Genomic DNA, 16,941 nt, shown 5'->3' on the forward strand with positions numbered 1-16,941 from the left:
CTCGGAGACGGTGGTGTTTCCTGACACTTCGGACGTCACCCGCGCACCGGCGGTTGCCCACGGGCGGGCGCACGCGGGGCGCACAGGGGGCTCACGGAGCGGGCGCGGGCTCGCTGACGGGCACCGGTGCGTCCGTCGTGCCCCGACGGCTCAGCCGGCGCACCTGCGGGTCCAGCAGGACGACCGCGCTGAGCACCAGACAGGCGGCGGCGCACGCCCAGAGCGCGCCCGACAGGCCGAGCGCCACGGCGGCGGGGCCGGCCAGCGCGGTGCCGACCGGGGCCAGCGAGTAGGAGCCGAGCTCGTCGTACGCGGTGACCCGGGAGAACATCTCCTCGGGTATCTCCTGCTGGAGCGCGACCATCCAGTTGACGCCGAAGACGGTGACGCCGACGCCGGACAGGAACATCGCGACGACCAGCAGTGGCAGCGGCACCTCGGCGGCGAGGGCCAGGGCGGGCACGCCGAACAGGAAGACCCCCCAGTTGCCGACCAGCAGGATCCGGCGCGGCCGCCAGCGCGTCATCAGCACGCCGGTGGCCACCAGGCCGACGCCGTAGGCGGCCATCGCCAGGCCCCAGGCGCCCGCCCCGCCGAGCCGCTCCTTGGCGGCGGTCGGCCCGTACACCGACTCCACCGCGTTGATGCAGGCGACCAGCACCGAGAACTGGAGCACGATCACCCAGAGCCAGCGGCGGGAGGCGAACTCCCGCCAGCCCTCGCGCAGGTCGCGCAGCATGCTGCTGCCGGAGGACGCGGGGGCCTTCTCCGGCTCCAGGAAGAAGCGGAGGGCGGCGGCGACCAGGAAGCACAGGGCGTCCAGCGCGAGCACCCAGCCCGGGCCGACGAGGGCGGTGAGCGCCCCGCCGAGGGCGGCGCCGCCGATCTGGGAGGCGTTGAGGCCCATCCGGAAGACCGCGAAGGCGCGGGCGGCGTGCTCCTGGGGGACGGCCTGCATGATCATGCCGCCGGAGGCGGGGGAGTAGAGGGCGTAGCCGGCCCCGCCGGCCGCGGAGAGCGCCAGCATCTGCCAGAGCCGGACGTCACCGGTCAGCACCAGGGCGGCCAGGACGGCCTGGGAGACCCCGCTGAACACGTTGGCGGCGACCATGATCAGGTGGCGCGGCAGCCGGTCGGCGAGGGTGCCGCCGACCACCATCAGCAGGACGGTGGGCACCAGCCGGGCGGCGGTGACGTAGCCGACCTCTGTCGTGGTGCCGCCGGTGCCGAGCACGGCGAAGGCGGTGGCGATGGGGGCGCCGGCGTTGCCGAGGCCGCTGACCACGGTGGCGGCGGTCTGGATGCGGAAGTTGCGGCTCGCCCAGGCGAAGCGGCGTGAGGGTGGGGTCGGCACCCGGAGACTATGCCGTGGGGGCGTACGGGTGTCCATCCGGTTGTCGTACCGGGGCGTCGGAAGGGTGGGGTTTCAGCCGAGCTAGCCCCGTCGGCCGAGTCCGCCCCGTCGGCCGAGATGGCCCCGAACGTCGAGGGCTGCCCCGCCGGCCGTTCCGGCCCCGTCAGCCGAGGTGGCCCCAGAGGAAGGTGACGGTGCGGCGCCAGGCGATCCGGGCCTGGAGCGGGTCGTAGGTGCCGATCAGGTTCTCGTCGTTCATGAAGGCGTGCCCGGCCGGGTAGAAGTGGATCTCCGGGCGGACGTCGGTGGCCTCGCCGATCCGGATCGCCGCCTCGTCCACGGCGGCCATCGGGATCGAGCCGTCCAGCTCGCCGAAGTGGCCGAGCACGTGGGCGGTCAGGCCGCGGTAGTCGAAGTCCGGGTCGGGCGGCAGGCCGTAGAACGGGACCACGGCGGCCACCCTGTCGCCGGCCCGGGCGGCCAGCAGCAGGGCGAAGCCGCCGCCCATGCAGAAGCCGACCACGCCGACCGCGTCGCCGACCACGCCGTCCAGCGCGAGCAGGTGGTCGACCGCCCCGGCCAGGTCCTCCACCGCCCGGTCGACCGGCAGCTCGCGCCGGAAGCGGGCCGCCTCGGTGCCGTCGTGGGTGGTGGCGCCGCCGAACAGGTCGGGGGCGAGGACGGTGAAGCCCTCGGCGGCGAAGCGGTCGGCCATGTCGGCGATGTGCGAGGTCAGGCCCCACCACTCCTGCACCACCACCAGGCCCGGTCCGACGCCCTGCGGCGGGCGGGCCAGGTAGCCGTGCGCGGTACGGCCGTTGCTCGGGAAGGTGACGTTCTGCCGGGAGCCGCCCTGGTCAGGCATGGCTTCCTCTCGGTGGGTCGGGCCGCGAGCGGCGGGAGTTCGGCGGGGCGGTCCGGGTCAGCCCATCTCCTCCAGGGCGCGTCCCTTGGTCTCCTTGATGCAGAAGGCCACGAACGGGATGGAGAGCAGCGCGAAGGCCGCGTAGATGACGTACGTCGCGGAGAGGTTCCAGTCGGCGAGGTCCGGGAAGCTGACGGTGATCGCCCAGTTGGCGATCCACTGCGCCGAGGCGGCGACGGACAGCGCCAGCGCGCGGATCCGGTTGGGGAACATCTCGCCGAGCAGGACCCAGACCACCACGCCCCAGGAGAAGGCGAAGCAGAGCACGAAGACGTGCGCGGCGACCAGGGCGACGGTGGCGTGGGTGTTGTCCAGGGTGGCGGTGTCGCCGGTGCCCTCCCGGTAGGAGAACGCCCAGGCGGCGGTGCCCAGCGCGGCCGCCATGCCGATCGAGCCGGCCAGGGCGAGCGGCTTGCGGCCGATCCGGTCCACCAGGGCCATCGCGATCACCGTGCCGATCACGTTGATGATCGAGGTGGAGAGGCTGATCAGCAGCGAGTTGGACTCGTTGATGCCGACCGACTGCCACAGCAGGGACGAGTAGTAGAAGATCACGTTGATGCCGACGAACTGCTGGAACACCGAGGCGCCGATGCCGACCCAGACGATCGGCAGCAGGCCGAAGCGGCCGCCCATCAGGTCCTTCATCCGGGGCTTGTGGCTGGACTCCAGCACCGAGCGGATCTCCGCGACCCGGGCGTCCAGGTCCACGCCCTCGCCCTCGACCTCGACCAGCACCTTGCGGGCCTGCTCCTCGCGGTGGTCGGCGATCAGGAAGCGCGGCGACTCCGGGATGGCGAGCGCCATCAGCCCGTACACCAGGGCCGGGATGGCCTCGACGCCGAGCATCCACTGCCAGGCCTGGATGCCGCCGAGGTGGTTGGTGGACTCGCCGCCGGCGGCCTGGTTGAGGGCCCAGTTGGCGAGCTGGGAGACGGTGATGCCGAGCACGATCGCCATCTGCTGGAAGGAGGCGAGCCGGCCGCGGTACGCGGTCGGGGCGACCTCGGCGATGTAGGTCGGGGCGATCACCGAGGCGATGCCGATCGCGATGCCGCCGACCACGCGCCAGGTGGCGAGGGTCTCGATGTTCGGCGGGAACATCGAGCCGATGCCGCTGGCCGCGAACAGGGCGGCGGCCAGCAGCATCGTGCGGACCCGGCCGAGGCGGTCGGCGAGCCGGCCGGCGATCACCGCGCCCACCGCCGAGCCGAGCAGCGCGATCGCCACCACGAAGGCGGTGGTGCCGTGGCCGACCCCGAAGTGCTTCTGGATGCCCGTCACGGCGCCGTTGATCACCGCGCTGTCGTAGCCGAACAGGAAGCCGCCCATGGCGGCGGCCGCCGAGATGAACACCACGTGGCCGAGGTGGGCCTCGCCGGCCGCCCGTTGGCTGTTGACTGAGGACACGCGCGCTCCCGGGGGTGGACGGGCCCGCTCTGACGCCGAGTGGGCAGGGCTCGTCTCACATTCGAGCAGCGCGGCGGCCGACCTGCCCGAGGGGGCGGCCGACCGGGTGATCCGGGGTCAGTCGGCGGCGCGCGGCCGCTCGGTGCGCCGGTCGACGGTGCGCGGGAGGTCGGCGCGCGGGGCGTCGCCCACGGGGCCGGCGGCGCCCCGCGGCTCGGCGGTGCGCCGCCGGTGACGGCGGAGCAACTGGGCCCGGGCGGCGGCGTACTGGTCGCGGCCGCGCCCCCGGCCGTCGGCGCGTTCGGCGAGCCGGTCGGCGATCGCGTACTGCGCCTCGGCGGGCTTCTTGTCGTCGTACTTGAACTTGGCCCGCACCTCGTCGACGGTCAGCCGGAGCCCGCGCAGGCCGGGCAGCTGCCGGGCCAGCTCGCCCTCGCCGGGCACCACCCGGACCTCCGGCGTCTCGGGCTGGAAGTGCGCCAGCTGGCGGTTGAGGATCTCGGCCTTGCCGGCCGCAGACTCCACCACCTCGGCGGTGCAGTGGAAGTGGACGGAGGCGTAGTAGCTGGTGGGCGTGCCCGGTGCGCCGCGCCAGTGGCCCGGGGCGAAGGCGTAGCCGTCGGTGACCGCGAGGGTGACCTTCGGGTCGGCCCGGACGGCGGCCAGCAGCGGGTTGGGCGCGGCGAGGTGGAGCAGGATCTCGCCGCGGTCGGCGTCCAGCAGGAAGTGCGTCGGGACCAGCACCGGCCCCTCGCCGGGGCCGCCGTTGGCGGCGAGCAGGCCGAAGTCGCGGCCCTCGGCCAGCCAGGCGCGCCACTCGGCCTCGTCGCCGCGGTCCCAGGATCTGATCAGCACGGGTGGGCCTCCCGTCAGCGGGGGTAGCCGCGCAGGTGCGCGGGGAGCGGGACGGCGGTGCCGGGGTGCGGCTCGGGGGTGCCGTGCACGGTGGTGACCGGGATCAGCCCGGACCAGTACAGCAGGCCGGTGTCCTCCGGGTCGTCGGCGGCGCCGTCCTCCCGGGTCTTGGCCGAGACCTCGTCCAGCTCCAGCCGGACGACGGCGGTGGCGGCGAGCTCCTTGGCGTTGGCCGGACGGACCTCGGCGGAGCGCCCCGGTATCGCGTGGTCGACCAGGGCGGCGAGCGCGACGTCCAGCTCCTCGGGGTCGGTGACCTGGTGCGCGGTGCCGTGGGCGACCACCGAGCGGAAGTTCACCGAGTGGTTGAACGCGGACTTGGTGAGCACCAGCGCGTCGACCTGGGTGACGGTGACGCACACCGGCATGCCCTGCTCGCCGGAGGCGTTGCGCATCGGGCGGCTTCCGGTGGAGCCGTGGACGTAGAGCCGGCTGCCGACCCGGGCGAAGATCGTCGGCAGGACCACGGGGGCGCCGTCGACGACGAAGCCGAGGTGGCAGATGTAGGCGCTGTCGAGGATGGCGTGGATCGCCTCCTGCTCCCAGGTGGCCCGGTCCCGGTAGCGGGTGGGGGTGGTCCTGGGGGTGCGGGAGTAGCTGGGCGAGTCTTCCGGGTTGGCCGACATGACATCCTCTATGTACTAGTGCATACTTAGCTTTGTGCTAGGAGACTATCCGCTGAAAGGGCGACGCGCCAGCGAAATCGCGGCCCACGTCGAGCAGGGCGTGAGCAGCGGGCAGCTCGCCCCGGGAACCGCGCTGCCCCCGCTGCGCGACCTCGCCGCCGAACTGGGCGTCAACCCCAACACCGTCGCCGCCGCCTACCGGCTGCTGCGCGACCGCGGCGTGATCGAGACGGCCGGCCGCAAGGGCAGCCGCATCCTGCCCAGACCCGCGCTCACCCCGCGCGACCAGATCCGCATCCCCGTCCCGCCGCACGCCCGCGACCTGTCCACCGGCAACCCCGACCCGGCCCTGCTGCCCGACCTCGCCCAGGCCCTCGCGGCCGCCGCCGAGGCCGCGCGCACCGACCCCGTGCTGTACGGGCACGCCGGCGTCGACCCGCGGCTGCTCGCGCTCGCCCGCGCCTCCTTCGAGGCCGACGGCCTGCCCGGCGGCCCGATCGCCGTCGCCTCCGGCTCGCTGGACACCGTCGAACGGATCCTCGGCGCCCGGCTGCGCCCCGGCGACGCGGTGGCCGTCGAGGACCCGGGCTGGGGCAGCCTGCTCGACCTGCTGCCCGCGCTGGGGCTGAAGCAGGTGCCCGTCCGGCTGGACGACGAGGGCCCGCTGCCGGGGTCGCTGGCCGCCGCGCTGGCCGAGGGCGTCCGGGCCGTGGTGGTCACCAGCCGGGCGCAGAACCCGACCGGTGCGGCGCTCACCGCGCGGCGGGCCGAGGCGCTCAAGGCCGTCCTGGCCGAGCACCCCGGGGTGCTGCTGATCGAGGATGACCACGGGCACGGCATGGTCGACCAGCCGTACCACCCGCTGGTCGGGGCGGGCACCCGGCACTGGGCGGTGGTGCGCTCGGCGGCCAAGGCGTACGGGCCGGACCTGCGGGTCTCGGTGGCGGTCGGGGACGAGGAGACGATCGGACGGGTGACCGGCCGGCTGCGGCTGGGCGCCGGCTGGGTCAGCCACCTGCTGCAGCGCACCGTCGCGGAGCTGTGGAGCGGCGACGCCGCGCCGGCCGACCGGGTGGCCGCCGCGTACCGGGCCCGGCGGGACTCGCTGCTGGACGAGCTGTCGGCGCGCGGGATCGCGGCGCACGGACGGAGCGGACTGAACGTCTGGGTGCCGGTGCCGGACGAGACCTCGGTGCTGGCGGCGCTGGTGCAGCGCGGCTGGGTCGCGGCGCCCGGCGTGCGGTACCGGATCCAGTCGCCGCCCGGGCTGCGGTTCACCACGGCGCGGCTGGAGGCGGCCCACGCGCGGGAGCTGGCGGAGGACCTGGCGGCGGTGCTGGGGGCGGGCGGGGGCGGGTCGCGGCTGGTGTGAGTCGTGGTCGGGCCCTGGGGTGCGGGGCGGGTGGGGCAGGTGTGGCGGGTGTGAACCGCGGGCGGCGTCCGGGCGTCGCCCGCCCGGTTGGTCTGAACCCGGCGGTAACAAAAGCGGAAACCTCCCGCAGACGCCTAGCGGTGGTGGGCGCGCGCATGTCATCTTCATCGCGCCACCGGCCGGCGGCCCACCCTCACCCAGGCGTCCTCCCGTTCCCCGTTTCCCCGGGAGGACCGAGCCGCAGGAGTTCCGCAGTGCCCGAGAACTGTTCGAGCAGCGCCCGCAGCACCCGCAGTGCCCGAAGCAGCAGCAGCGCCCCTCGCCCCGGCCGACGGCTGCTCGCCGCGGCCCTGGCCCTCCCGATCGCCGTCGCGGGCCTGGCCGTCGCCTCGCCGGCCTCCGCCGCTCCGTCCGCCCCGGCCGCACCGGCTGTCGTGCCGTCCGGGCCCACCGCCAGCGTCACCCTCGGCGACAGCTACATCTCCGGCGAGGCCGGCCGCTGGAAGGGCAACGCGGCCGGCACCGGCGGCGGCCGCAACGGCACCGACCGGGCCTGGACCGGCAGTTCGTACGACCCCTCGCGGGTCTACGGCGCCACCGCCGCGAGCGGGTGCGACCGCTCGGACGTCGCCGAGGTGCTCAGCGCCTCGACCGGGGCCCAGAACGAGATCGACCTGGCCTGCTCCGGCGCCGTCAGCGCCAACGTCTTCCGTGCCGCCAACGGCGGGCAGTCGCTCAAGGGCGAGGCCCCACAGGCCGACCAACTCGCCACCGTGGCACGGCAGAACAACGTCAAGCTGATCACCCTGTCGATCGGCGGCAACGACCTGGGCTTCTCGGACGTCATCTCCACCTGCGTGCAGGACTACCTGATCTGGTACTCCTACTGCCACGACTCCGCGCAGTCCGGGATCGACGCCAAGATGCCCGCCGCGATGGCCGGGGTCGGCAAGGCGATCGACGAGATCCGCGCGGTGATGGCCGGCGCCGGCTACGCGCAGTCGGACTACCGCCTGGTGCTGCAGTCCTACCCGTCGCCGATCCCGCGCGGCGCCGAGATGCGGTACCCGGAGAGCGGCTGGACCCGCTCCAACACCGGCGGCTGCCCGTTCTGGGACGGCGACGCCGACTGGGCCCGCGACTCGATGGTGCCGCAGATCTCCCAGGCGCTGGCGGGCGTCGCCGCCGCCAAGGGCGCGCAGTTCCTGGACCTGTCGGACATGCTGCAGGGCCGCGAGGTCTGCTCGACGGCCACCCGGCAGCCGACCGCGAGCTCCGGCCCGTCCGCGACCACCAGCGAGTGGGCGCGCTTCCTGGACGGCGGCCTCAACTCCACGCAGGGCGTGCTGCAGGAGTCGATGCACCCCAACTACTACGGCCAGCAGGCGGTCGGGCGCTGCCTGACGCTGCTGTGGGCGCGCCCGAGCGGTGACTACGCGTGCCGCAACACGGCCGGGCAGGACGCGAGCGGGATGTACCTCACCGCACGGTGAGCACACGGTCGGCGCCCCCGCGGCCTCGGCCGTGGGGGCGCCGAACCGCCGTTCCGCCGTGCTCAGCCCTTGGCGAGCAGGGACTGGGCGTGCGCGATGACCTGATCCTTCGTCAGGTACGCGTCGGTGTACTCGAAGTCCTGCAGCCGGGCGGGCTGGCGGGCGAGGAAGCCGGTCCGGACGAAGTCGTCGCCGGCGGTCGCGTTGAGCAGCCAGTTGGCGCCCACCCGGAACTTGGCCGCGTTGGTGCGCATCGCCATCAGGTGGTAGCCGCGCGCCACCAGCTGGGCGGGCACCCCGCGCAGCTCGATGCCGAGCGGCTTGGAGACCGCGTCCTTGCCGCCGAGGTCGACCACCAGGCCCAAGTCCTTGTGGTAGTACGGCTCCAGGGGCTGGTTGCGGAGCGAGGCGATCACGTTGTTCGCGACCGCGCGGCCCTGGCGGGCGGAGTGCTGGGCGGTCGGCGGGCAGACCGCGCCGTCGCCCTTGGCGAGGTCGGGGACGGCGGCGGCGTCGCCGAGCGCGAACACGCCCTCGAACTGCGGCACCCGCATCTCCGCCGTCACGGCGAGCCGGCCGCGGACCGTCTCGGCGTCCAGGGTGCCGATCAGCGGGCTCGCGGCCACCCCGGCCGTCCAGATCAGGGTGCGGCAGGGGAGCACCCGGCCGTCGGTGAACTTGACCGTCTCGGCGCCGACTTCGGCCACCGAGACGCCCAGCGACACCTCGATGCCGCGGTCGCGCAGCACCTCCAGGGCGGCCTCGCCGAGCGGGTCGCCGAGCTCCGGCATCAGCTTCGGGGCGATGTCGATCAGGTGCCACTTGATCTGCCGGGCGTCCAGACGCGGGTAGCGGTGGGCGGCGGCGGTGGTCAGGCGCTGGAGGCAGGCGGCCGTCTCGGTGCCCGCGTAGCCGCCGCCGACCACCACGAACTGGAGCCGGGACTCGCGCTCCTTCTGGTCCAAGGTGGCCGAGGCGAGGTCGAGTTGGGCGATCACGTGGTCGCGGACGTAGGCCGCCTCGGCGAGCGTCTTCATGCCGCGGGCGTAGTCGGTGAGGCCGGGGATGTCGAAGGTGCGGGTGACGCTGCCGGGGGCGAGCACCAGGACGTCGTACTTCTGCGCCACCACCTCGTCGGTGATCTTGCGGACGACGCACACCTTGGAGGCCGGGTCCACACCGATGGCGCCGCCGGGGACGATGTGGGTGCGGCGCAGCGTACGGCGCAGCGAGACGGCCACGGACTGCGGGGTGAGGACGCCGGCCGCGACATGGGGGAGGAGGGGGAGGTAGAGCTGGTAGCTGAACGGCGTGACCAGCGAGATCTCGGCCTCCGACGGTGACAGCTTGTGTTCGAGGCGGCGGGCGCACTCCAGGCCGGCGAAGCCACCGCCCACGATCAGGATCCGAGGTCGTTCCATCGCTCATCCCTTTGCCGTGAAGGTCCCCATTACTGTCCGCCACACTCGCACGGAGCAGCGGGGGCTGCCACCGGGGTGGGGCCGTGGGGGTGGGGTGGAGGAGGGCGGGGAGAAAAGGGAGAAGAGGGAGAACGGGGTGGCGGCGGGAGGGGGAGAGAGGAAAGGGCGGCGACACCGATAGGCTGTCGGCCGTGCTACCCGAGGTGACGGCGATCCGGTACGTGACGCCACTGCGAGAAGGCGGCTCGATGCCGGGCCTGGTCGAGGCCGACGATCGGCGGCTGTACGCGCTGAAATGGGTCGGTGCGGCGCAGGGCCGCAAGGCGTTGGTCGCGGAGGTGCTGGCCGGGGAGCTCGGCCGGCGGCTCGGGCTGCCGGTGCCGGAGCTGGTGACGGTCGACCTGGACCCGGTGCTCGCGCGCAGCGAGCCGGACCACCAGATCCAGGACCAGATGAGGGCCAGTGGCGGGACCAACCTCGGGATGGCCTTCGTCAGCGGTGCGCTCAACTTCGACCCGCTCTGCTTCGAGGTGGATCCGGAGCTCGCCGGGCAGGTGCTCTGGTTCGACGCGCTGATCGGCAACGTCGACCGCTCCTGGCGCAACCCCAACCTGCTGGTGGCGACCGGCGGGCTGCGGCTGATCGACCACGGCGCGAGCCTGATCTTCCACCACAACTGGCCGGGTGCCGCCGCCTGGATCCGCCGTCCGTACGACGCCTCCGACCACGCGCTGCTGGGGGCCCGGCCGGATCTGGCGGCGGCCGACAAGGCGCTCGCGCCGCTCGCCGAGGCGGCGATCGAGGCCGCGGTGGCGCAGATCCCCGAGGTCTGGCTGGTGGACGAGTTCGGCTTCGACTCGCCCGACGAGGTGCGCGCCGCGTACCGGACCCAGCTGACCGAGCGACTGGCCGGTCCGCGCGACTGGCTGCCGGAGGTGCCCGCATGACCGAGTTCACGCTGTCCGTGCTGCCGGCCGCCGTCGAGCTGCACGACTACGAGTACGCCGTGATCCGCGCGGTGCCGAGGGTCGAGCGCGGCGAGTGCGTCAACGTCGGGGTGCTGCTGTACTGCCGACAGGAATCGCACCTGGCCGCCCGGACCCACCTGGACCAGGCCCGGCTGTTGGCGCTGGACCCGGTGGCGGACGTGCAGGGCGTGCGGCGGGCGCTGCAGGGGATCGAGGCGGTCTGCCACGGCGGCCCGCAGGCCGGTCCGGCGGCGGGGGACAGCGCCGGGCAGCGGTTCCGCTGGCTGACCGCGCCGCGCAGCGCGATCGTCCAGCCGGGGCCGGTGCACACCGGGCTGACCGCGGACCCGGAGGCGGAGCTCCGGCGGCTGTTCGACCAGTTGGTGCTCTGACACCGGAGGGTTCCGGGGCGGCTCGCGGACGGTTGCCGTGGTCAAAGCTTGAGTTACTGAAGCACCTGGTCGTACTCTGGCCCCATGGGTTCGACAGCGACGACGACCGTACCGACCAACGCCGAGTTGATGGAGGCGCTGGCCTCCGTCGGTGCCGCGTACTTCCAGGACTTCGCGGCCGCCGCGGCCCGGCACGGGCTCTCCTCCTCGCAGGCCAAGGCGCTGGGCGCGGTGCAGGAGCCGGTGCCGATGCGCGCGCTGGCCGGGAGGCTCGGCTGCGACGCCTCGAACGTCACCGGGATCGTGGACCGGCTGGAGTCGCTGGGCCTGGCCAACCGGGAGGCGGCGGCCGGTGACCGCCGGGTGAAGATCGTGGTGATCACGGCCGAGGGCCGGGAGATCCTGAACCGCATCCGCGGCGAGATGGCCCGGACCCACCAGGCCTTCGAGGCGATGACCGACGAGCAGCGGATCGCCCTGCACTCGATCTGCTCCCAGGTGCTGCCGGTGCTGGCCGGTCGTACGGGCGGCGCGCAGTAGGACCCCGCGCCGCCCGCGCGCCGCCCGTGCTTCGTCCCGGTCAGAGCAGCCCGGCGAGTTCCGGTGGCAGCGGCCGGTGGTGGAGCAGGGTGAGTGAGCGGGTGGTCCGGGTCAGGGCGACGTAGAGGTCGCGCGGGGCGAGCGCGGCCGGCTCGACCACCACGACCGCGTCGAATTCCAGCCCCTTGGCGTCCGCGACCGTGAGCGCGTCCAGCTCCGTAGCCAGGGCGTCCGGTGCGATCACGCCGAGGGTGCCCGGGCCGACGGGCAGCCGGGCGAGCGCGGCGGCGAAGCCGCCCGCCGGGACGCGGACCGCGCGGGGCCGCTCGGTGCCCGGGCGGATGGACTCGGGCGGCCGGTGGCCGGGCACGGCGGTGCGCAGCACGGCGGCGGCGAGGGCCATGACGGGCTCCGGCGTGCGGTAGTTGACGGTGAGCCGTTCCTCGCGCCAGCGGCCGGGCAGGTGCGGGTCGAGCGTCTCGGCCCAGCTGCGGGCGCCGGCGGGCGAGCCGGTCTGGGCGAGGTCGCCGACGATGGTGAGCGAGGTGGTCGGGACGCGCCGCAGGACGGCGCGCCAGGCCATCGCGGACAGCTCCTGCGCCTCGTCCACGACGACGTGGCCGTACGCCCAGGTGCGGTCGGCGGCGGCGCGCTCGGCGGTGGAGCGGTACGGGCCGTCGTCGCGGAAGCGCTCGGCCAGGGCGGCGGAGTCCAGCAGGGCGTCGTCGGTCTGCCCGGTGATGGTCAACACGCCCTGGGCGAAGGCCAGTTCGTCCGGGTCTTGACCGGTGGGGGCCAAGGGCCCCTCGGCGCCCAGGAGTTCGGCGGCCTCGTCGAGCAGCGGGACGTCCTCGGCCGTCCACTCGGAGCCGGGCGGGCGGAGCAGGGCGGTCGCGTGCTCGGGGGCCGCCCCGGCGAGCAACTCCCAGTCGGTGAGCAGGCGTTCGATCAGCTGCTGCGGGGTGAGCCGGGGCCAGAGCGGGTCGAGCGCGGCGCGGACGTCCGGCCGCTCCCACAGCTCGCGCGGGGCGTAGTGCGCCTCCTCGTCGTCGTACGGTCGGCCGAGGCTGAGCGCCTGGCCGATCGCGAGGGCGTCGAGCAGGGTGCCCAGATAGAAGGCGCGGGCCCGGTTGTGCGGCAGTCGCAGGCCGCGGGCGGCGTCCCGGGCCTCGGCGCAGGCCCGGGCGGAGACCCGCAGCCCCTCGCCGAGGTCCAGGCCCTCGACGGGGGCCGTCTGGTGGGCGGCCACGGCGGCGCGGAGCACCCCGGCCATCCAGGGGCCGCCCTTGGCGAAGGCGGCGGCGGGGTCGTCGGTGCCGGTGGCGGCGAGGCCGGGGAGGAGTTCGGCGACGGTGCGGAGCACCACCTCGGTCTCGCCGAGGGCGGGCAGCACCTCCTCGATGTACCGCAGGAAGCCGGGGTTGGGGCCGATCACCAGGACGCCCCGGCGCTCCAGCGCGGCGCGGTGGGTGAACAGCAGGTAGGCGGCGCGGTGCAGGGCGGCCAGCGTCTTCCCGGTGCCGGGGCCGCCCTGGACGACCAGGGCGCCGCGCAGCGGGGAGCGGATCACCCGGTCCTGCTCGGCCTGGATGGTGGCGACGGCGGTGCCCATCCGGCCGGTGCGCTCGCGGTCGAGGGCGGCGAGCAGGGCGGCTTCGCCGACCAGGGTGCCGCGGCCGGACTCGTCCAGCCCGGCGAGGTCGAGCGCCTCGTCGTCGAGGCCGGTGACGGTGCGGCCCCGGGTGTGCAGGTGGCGGCGGCGCACCACCGGGCCGGGGTGGACGGGGGTCGCGGTGTAGAAGGGGCGGGCGGCCGGCGCGCGCCAGTCGAGCAGCAGCGGTTCGTACGTCTCGTCGGTCAGGCCGGTACGGCCGATGTAGTGGACGGTGCCGTCGCGCTCGTCGAGCCGGCCGAAGCAGAGGCCGCGCTCGACCGCCTCCAGCCGGGCGGCGTGGCGGGCGGCTTCGCGGGAGCGCACCTCGCGCTCCAGCCGGGCCTGGTGGGTGCCACCGGATCCGGCGCCGTCGTGGGCGCCGTCGGCGGTGCGGCGGGCCCGTTCGCGCTCGGTGTCCAGCCGGGCGTAGAGCCGGGCGAGGTGGGCCTGCTCGGTGCGCAGGGCCGCGGCGAGGGCGCTGGAGTCCCGCGCGGTCACTGGCGGTTCGCTCATCGGTGTGGTATCCTTGCGGTGAGAAGGCTGCGGTGCGTCATCTGAAAGGCGCTCAATTGACCCAGCCTACCCCACTCCGCCGACGTCCGGCGTGACCTCGGCTGTTACTCTTGCGAAGCGTGAGCGCGAAGCCCCAGATCCCCAATGTCCTGGCCTCCCGGTACGCCTCGGCGACCCTGGCCCAGCTGTGGTCCCCCGAGCACAAGGTGGTCCTCGAGCGCCACCTGTGGCTCGCCGTCCTGAAGGCCCAGCAGGACCTCGGCGTCGAGGTTCCGGCGACCGCCGTCGCCGACTACGAGCGGGTGATCGACCAGGTCGACCTCGGCTCGATCGCCGCCCGTGAGCGGGTCACCCGCCACGACGTGAAGGCCCGGATCGAGGAGTTCAGCGAGCTCGCCGGGCACGAGCAGATCCACAAGGGAATGACCTCCCGGGACCTGACCGAGAACGTCGAGCAGCTGCAGATCCGCCAGTCCCTGGAGCACGTGCGGGACCGCACGGTGGCCGTGCTGGTGCGCCTGGCCAAGCTGTCCGCCCAGCACGCCGAGCTGGTCATGGCCGGCCGCTCGCACAACGTGGCCGCGCAGGCCACCACCCTGGGCAAGCGGTTCGCGTCGATCACCGACGAGCTGCTGGTCGCCTTCCGCCGCCTGGAGGAGCTGATCGCCCGCTACCCGCTGCGCGGGATCAAGGGCCCGGTCGGCACCGCCCAGGACATGCTCGACCTCCTCGGTGGCGACACCGACAAGCTGGCCGAGCTGGAGCGCCGGGTCGCCGGGCACCTCGGCTTCGAGAACGTGCTGACCAGCGTCGGCCAGGTCTACCCGCGCTCGCTGGACTTCGAGGTGCTCACCGCCCTCGTCCAGCTGGCCGCCGCGCCCTCCAGCCTGGCCAAGACCATCCGCCTGATGGCCGGCCACGAGCTGGTCACGGAGGGCTTCAAGGAGGGCCAGGTCGGCTCCTCCGCGATGCCCCACAAGATGAACACCCGCTCCTGCGAGCGCGTCAACGGCTTGGCCGTCATCCTGCGCGGCTACGCCTCGATGACCGGCGAGCTGGCCGGCGACCAGTGGAACGAGGGCGACGTCTCCTGCTCGGTGGTGCGCCGGGTCGCGCTGCCGGACGCGTTCTTCGCCTTCGACGGCCTGCTGGAGACCTTCCTGACCGTCCTCGACGAGTTCGGCGCCTTCCCCGCCGTGATCGAGGCCGAGCTGGACCGCTACCTGCCGTTCCTCGCCACCACCAAGGTGCTGATGGGCGCGGTGCGCGCGGGCGTCGGCCGGGAGACCGGGCACGAGGTCATCAAGGAGCACGCCGTCGCCTCCGCGCTGGCGATGCGCGCGGGCGCCCGGGAGAACGAGCTGCTGGACCGGCTGGCCGCCGACGAGCGGATCCCGCTGGACCGGGCCGCGCTGGACGCGCTGCTCGCCGACCGGCTGTCCTTCACCGGCGCGGCCGGCGCCCAGGTCGCCGAGGTGGTCCGCCAGGTGGAGGCCGTCGCGGCCGCCTACCCGGAGGCCGCCAAGTACGCGCCCGGCGACATCCTCTGACGTCTCGTCAGCCCTGAGCCGAGGGCCCCGCCGCCGGACCGGTGGCGGGGCCCTCGCGCGTCGTGGGGACGTGGCCCGGGTCCAGCGGCGGGGTGGTGGTGCCGCACGGCCAGTCGCAGTTCGGCTCGGCCACCTGCTGGTCGTCGGCGGCGAGCACGTTGCCCCGTACGGTCGCGAGGGCGATCAGCCCGCCGGCGGCCAGCAGGCCCGCGCAGATCAGCATCGCGGTGTGGAAGGCGGAGTCGACCGAGGAGGGCACCCGGTAGGCGTCGCCGCTCAGCCCGGCCAGCGCCGGCAGGGCGGCGACCGCGAGCAGGCCGGCCGCGCGGGCGGCGGCGTTGTTGACCCCGCTGGCGATGCCCGCGTGCCGGACCTCGACGGCGGCCAGCACGGTCGCCGTCAGCGGTGCGACCAGCAGCGTCATGCCGCAGCCCATCACCGTGACGGAGGGCAGCACGTCCACCCAGTAGGAGGAGTCCGGGCCGACGCGCAGCATCAGCAGCACCCCGGCGGCGCACAGCAGGGGGCCGACGGTCAGCGGGATGCGCGGGCCGATCCGCTTGCCGAGGCGCCCGGCGCGCGCGGACAGCAGCAGCATCAGCACGGTGATCGGCACCAGCGCGAAGCCCGAGAGCAGCGGCGAGAAGCCGGACACGATCTGGAGCTGCACCACCAGCAGGAAGAAGACGCCGCTGAACGCCGCGTACACGCACAGGGTGACCAGGTTCACGGCGGTGAACAGCCGGGAGGAGAACAGTCCGAGCGGCAGCATCGGATCGGGCGCGCGGCGCTCGACCGCCACGAAGGCGACGCCGAGCGCCACTCCGAGCACCCCGCTGACCCAGACGGCGGGGGACAGGCCCTCGCCGGCCGCCGTCAGCGCGTAGGTGATCGCGCCGAGGGCGAGGGCGGCGAGCACGGCGCCGAGGACGTCGAAGCGGCCGGAGGCGCCCTCGTCCCGGCTCTCCGGCACCGACCGGGTGGTGACCGCGATCACGGCGGCGGCGAGCGGCAGGTTCAGCAGGAAGATCCAGCGCCAGCCGGGGCCGTCCACCAGCCAGCCGCCGAGGAAGGGGCCGACCGCCGCCGACACCCCGCCGAGGCCGGACCAGAGCCCGACCGCCGCCGAGCGGTCGTCAGGGTGGAAGACGGCCTGGAGCATGGCGAGCGAGCCGGGGGTGAGCAGTGCCCCGCCGATGCCCTGGACGGCGCGGGCGGCGATCAGCACGTGGATGTTCGGCGCGGCGGCGCAGGCCGCGGAGGCGACGGCGAACCAGACCACGCCGATCAGGAAGACCTTGCGCCGCCCGTAGCGGTCGCCGAGCGCGCCGCCGAGCAGGATCAGGCCCGCCAGGGTGAGCAGATAGGCGTTCAGGGTCCATTGCAGGGACGCGAGGGAGGCGCCGAGGTCGGCGCCGATCCGGGGCAGCGCGACGTTCACCACGGTGCCGTCCAGCATCGCCATGCTGGAGCCGAGCACCGTCGCCATTAGTACCCAGCGACCCTGCGCGGTGCCCAGGCGCAGGGTGCCGGCCTCGGAGGTGGCCACGGGCGAATCCTGCGCTGCCGAGGCGCACGTGACAAGGGTCACCGGTGGGTGTGTTGGCGGCTGGCGGTGCGTGAGCGGACGGGTGCGCGGCGTGGCCGATCTCGGCGCAGGGTCGTGGATCAGTGGCGGGGGGTGAATGGGTTGTGTACGCACCGTGGGTCCGGGCCTGCGGAGGGTCACTGGGACAGGGGGGATCGTTGCCGTTTCAAGAGATCGACATTGCTTCACCCGAACGGATGGGTTTTAGTTCAGCGACCGC

General features: G+C 74.2%; 14 protein-coding genes. 6 read left to right on the forward strand and 8 right to left on the reverse strand.

The window, feature by feature from the left end; translation table 11 throughout:
- Positions 1-91 precede the first annotated feature (91 nt).
- From AMK13_RS27045 to AMK13_RS27065, 5 genes are all read right to left on the reverse strand, one after another.
- Positions 92-1,354 carry an MFS transporter gene (locus tag AMK13_RS27045; protein ID WP_234348529.1) on the reverse strand — a complete coding sequence of 421 codons (1,263 nt, stop codon included), beginning with the start codon at positions 1,352-1,354 and terminating at the stop codon, positions 92-94.
- 163 nt (positions 1,355-1,517) lie between these two features.
- Complete coding sequence (locus AMK13_RS27050) at positions 1,518-2,219, reverse strand: dienelactone hydrolase family protein (protein WP_049655503.1); 702 nt, start codon at positions 2,217-2,219, stop codon at positions 1,518-1,520.
- 57 nt (positions 2,220-2,276) lie between these two features.
- Complete coding sequence (locus AMK13_RS27055; RefSeq protein WP_074004470.1) at positions 2,277-3,689, reverse strand: sugar porter family MFS transporter; 1,413 nt, start codon at positions 3,687-3,689, stop codon at positions 2,277-2,279.
- A 117-nt stretch (positions 3,690-3,806) separates the two neighbouring features.
- Complete coding sequence (locus AMK13_RS27060) at positions 3,807-4,544, reverse strand: FMN-binding negative transcriptional regulator (protein ID WP_074004471.1); 738 nt, start codon at positions 4,542-4,544, stop codon at positions 3,807-3,809.
- Positions 4,545-4,558: 14 nt separating this feature from the next.
- Positions 4,559-5,230, reverse strand: coding sequence for a pyridoxamine 5'-phosphate oxidase family protein (locus AMK13_RS27065; RefSeq protein ID WP_074004472.1), 672 nt, complete (start codon positions 5,228-5,230; stop codon positions 4,559-4,561).
- Between the two features lie 34 nt (positions 5,231-5,264).
- Here AMK13_RS27065 and AMK13_RS27070 point away from each other — a divergent pair, with 34 nt between their 5' ends.
- A complete protein-coding gene (locus AMK13_RS27070; protein WP_074004473.1) occupies positions 5,265-6,602 on the forward strand; it encodes an aminotransferase class I/II-fold pyridoxal phosphate-dependent enzyme in 1,338 nt (445 codons plus the stop codon).
- A 254-nt stretch (positions 6,603-6,856) separates the two neighbouring features.
- Positions 6,857-8,095 carry a GDSL-type esterase/lipase family protein gene (locus tag AMK13_RS27075; protein ID WP_241853051.1) on the forward strand — a complete coding sequence of 413 codons (1,239 nt, stop codon included), beginning with the start codon at positions 6,857-6,859 and terminating at the stop codon, positions 8,093-8,095.
- Positions 8,096-8,157: 62 nt separating this feature from the next.
- On the opposite strand, the gene AMK13_RS27080 is transcribed toward AMK13_RS27075, so the two are convergent.
- Positions 8,158-9,516: an NAD(P)/FAD-dependent oxidoreductase gene (locus AMK13_RS27080; protein ID WP_049652402.1), complete on the reverse strand. Its 1,359-nt coding sequence runs from the start codon at positions 9,514-9,516 to the stop codon at positions 8,158-8,160.
- 191 nt (positions 9,517-9,707) lie between these two features.
- Here AMK13_RS27080 and AMK13_RS27085 point away from each other — a divergent pair, with 191 nt between their 5' ends.
- From AMK13_RS27085 to AMK13_RS27095, 3 genes are all read left to right on the forward strand, one after another.
- Positions 9,708-10,463: a HipA family kinase gene (locus tag AMK13_RS27085; protein ID WP_074004474.1), complete on the forward strand. Its 756-nt coding sequence runs from the start codon at positions 9,708-9,710 to the stop codon at positions 10,461-10,463.
- A complete protein-coding gene (locus AMK13_RS27090; RefSeq protein WP_074004475.1) occupies positions 10,460-10,876 on the forward strand; it encodes a DUF3037 domain-containing protein in 417 nt (138 codons plus the stop codon). The genes AMK13_RS27085 and AMK13_RS27090 overlap by 4 nt, the downstream gene beginning before the upstream one ends.
- 84 nt (positions 10,877-10,960) lie before the next feature.
- On the forward strand, positions 10,961-11,416 hold the full coding sequence (locus tag AMK13_RS27095) for a MarR family winged helix-turn-helix transcriptional regulator (protein ID WP_049652396.1): 456 nt from the start codon (positions 10,961-10,963) through the stop codon (positions 11,414-11,416).
- 40 nt (positions 11,417-11,456) lie between these two features.
- On the opposite strand, the gene AMK13_RS27100 is transcribed toward AMK13_RS27095, so the two are convergent.
- Positions 11,457-13,583: a HelD family protein gene (locus tag AMK13_RS27100; protein WP_074004476.1), complete on the reverse strand. Its 2,127-nt coding sequence runs from the start codon at positions 13,581-13,583 to the stop codon at positions 11,457-11,459.
- Positions 13,584-13,702: 119 nt separating this feature from the next.
- On the opposite strand from AMK13_RS27100, the gene purB reads away from it, so the two are divergent.
- Positions 13,703-15,133, forward strand: coding sequence for an adenylosuccinate lyase (purB, locus tag AMK13_RS27105; protein WP_049652391.1), 1,431 nt, complete (start codon positions 13,703-13,705; stop codon positions 15,131-15,133).
- 7 nt (positions 15,134-15,140) lie between these two features.
- On the opposite strand, the gene AMK13_RS27110 is transcribed toward purB, so the two are convergent.
- Complete coding sequence (locus AMK13_RS27110; protein WP_074004650.1) at positions 15,141-16,622, reverse strand: MFS transporter; 1,482 nt, start codon at positions 16,620-16,622, stop codon at positions 15,141-15,143.
- Positions 16,623-16,941: the final 319 nt, after the last annotated feature.

Source organism: Streptomyces sp. CB02056, assembly GCF_001905545.1.
Lineage (GTDB): Bacteria > Actinomycetota > Actinomycetes > Streptomycetales > Streptomycetaceae > Kitasatospora.

Bases quoted from the DNA above. Each gene is read 5' to 3' on its own strand.
- AMK13_RS27050 (WP_049655503.1), bottom strand. From the start codon at position 2,219: ATGCCTGACCAGGGCGGCTCCCGGCAGAACGTCACCTTCCCGAGCAAC.
- AMK13_RS27065 (WP_074004472.1), bottom strand. From the start codon at position 5,230: ATGTCGGCCAACCCGGAAGACTCGCCCAGCTACTCCCGCACCCCCAGG.
- AMK13_RS27080 (WP_049652402.1), bottom strand. From the start codon at position 9,516: ATGGAACGACCTCGGATCCTGATCGTGGGCGGTGGCTTCGCCGGCCTG.
- AMK13_RS27090 (WP_074004475.1), top strand. From the start codon at position 10,460: ATGACCGAGTTCACGCTGTCCGTGCTGCCGGCCGCCGTCGAGCTGCAC.
- AMK13_RS27095 (WP_049652396.1), top strand. From the start codon at position 10,961: ATGGGTTCGACAGCGACGACGACCGTACCGACCAACGCCGAGTTGATG.
- AMK13_RS27100 (WP_074004476.1), bottom strand. From the start codon at position 13,583: ATGAGCGAACCGCCAGTGACCGCGCGGGACTCCAGCGCCCTCGCCGCG.
- AMK13_RS27110 (WP_074004650.1), bottom strand. From the start codon at position 16,622: ATGGCGACGGTGCTCGGCTCCAGCATGGCGATGCTGGACGGCACCGTG.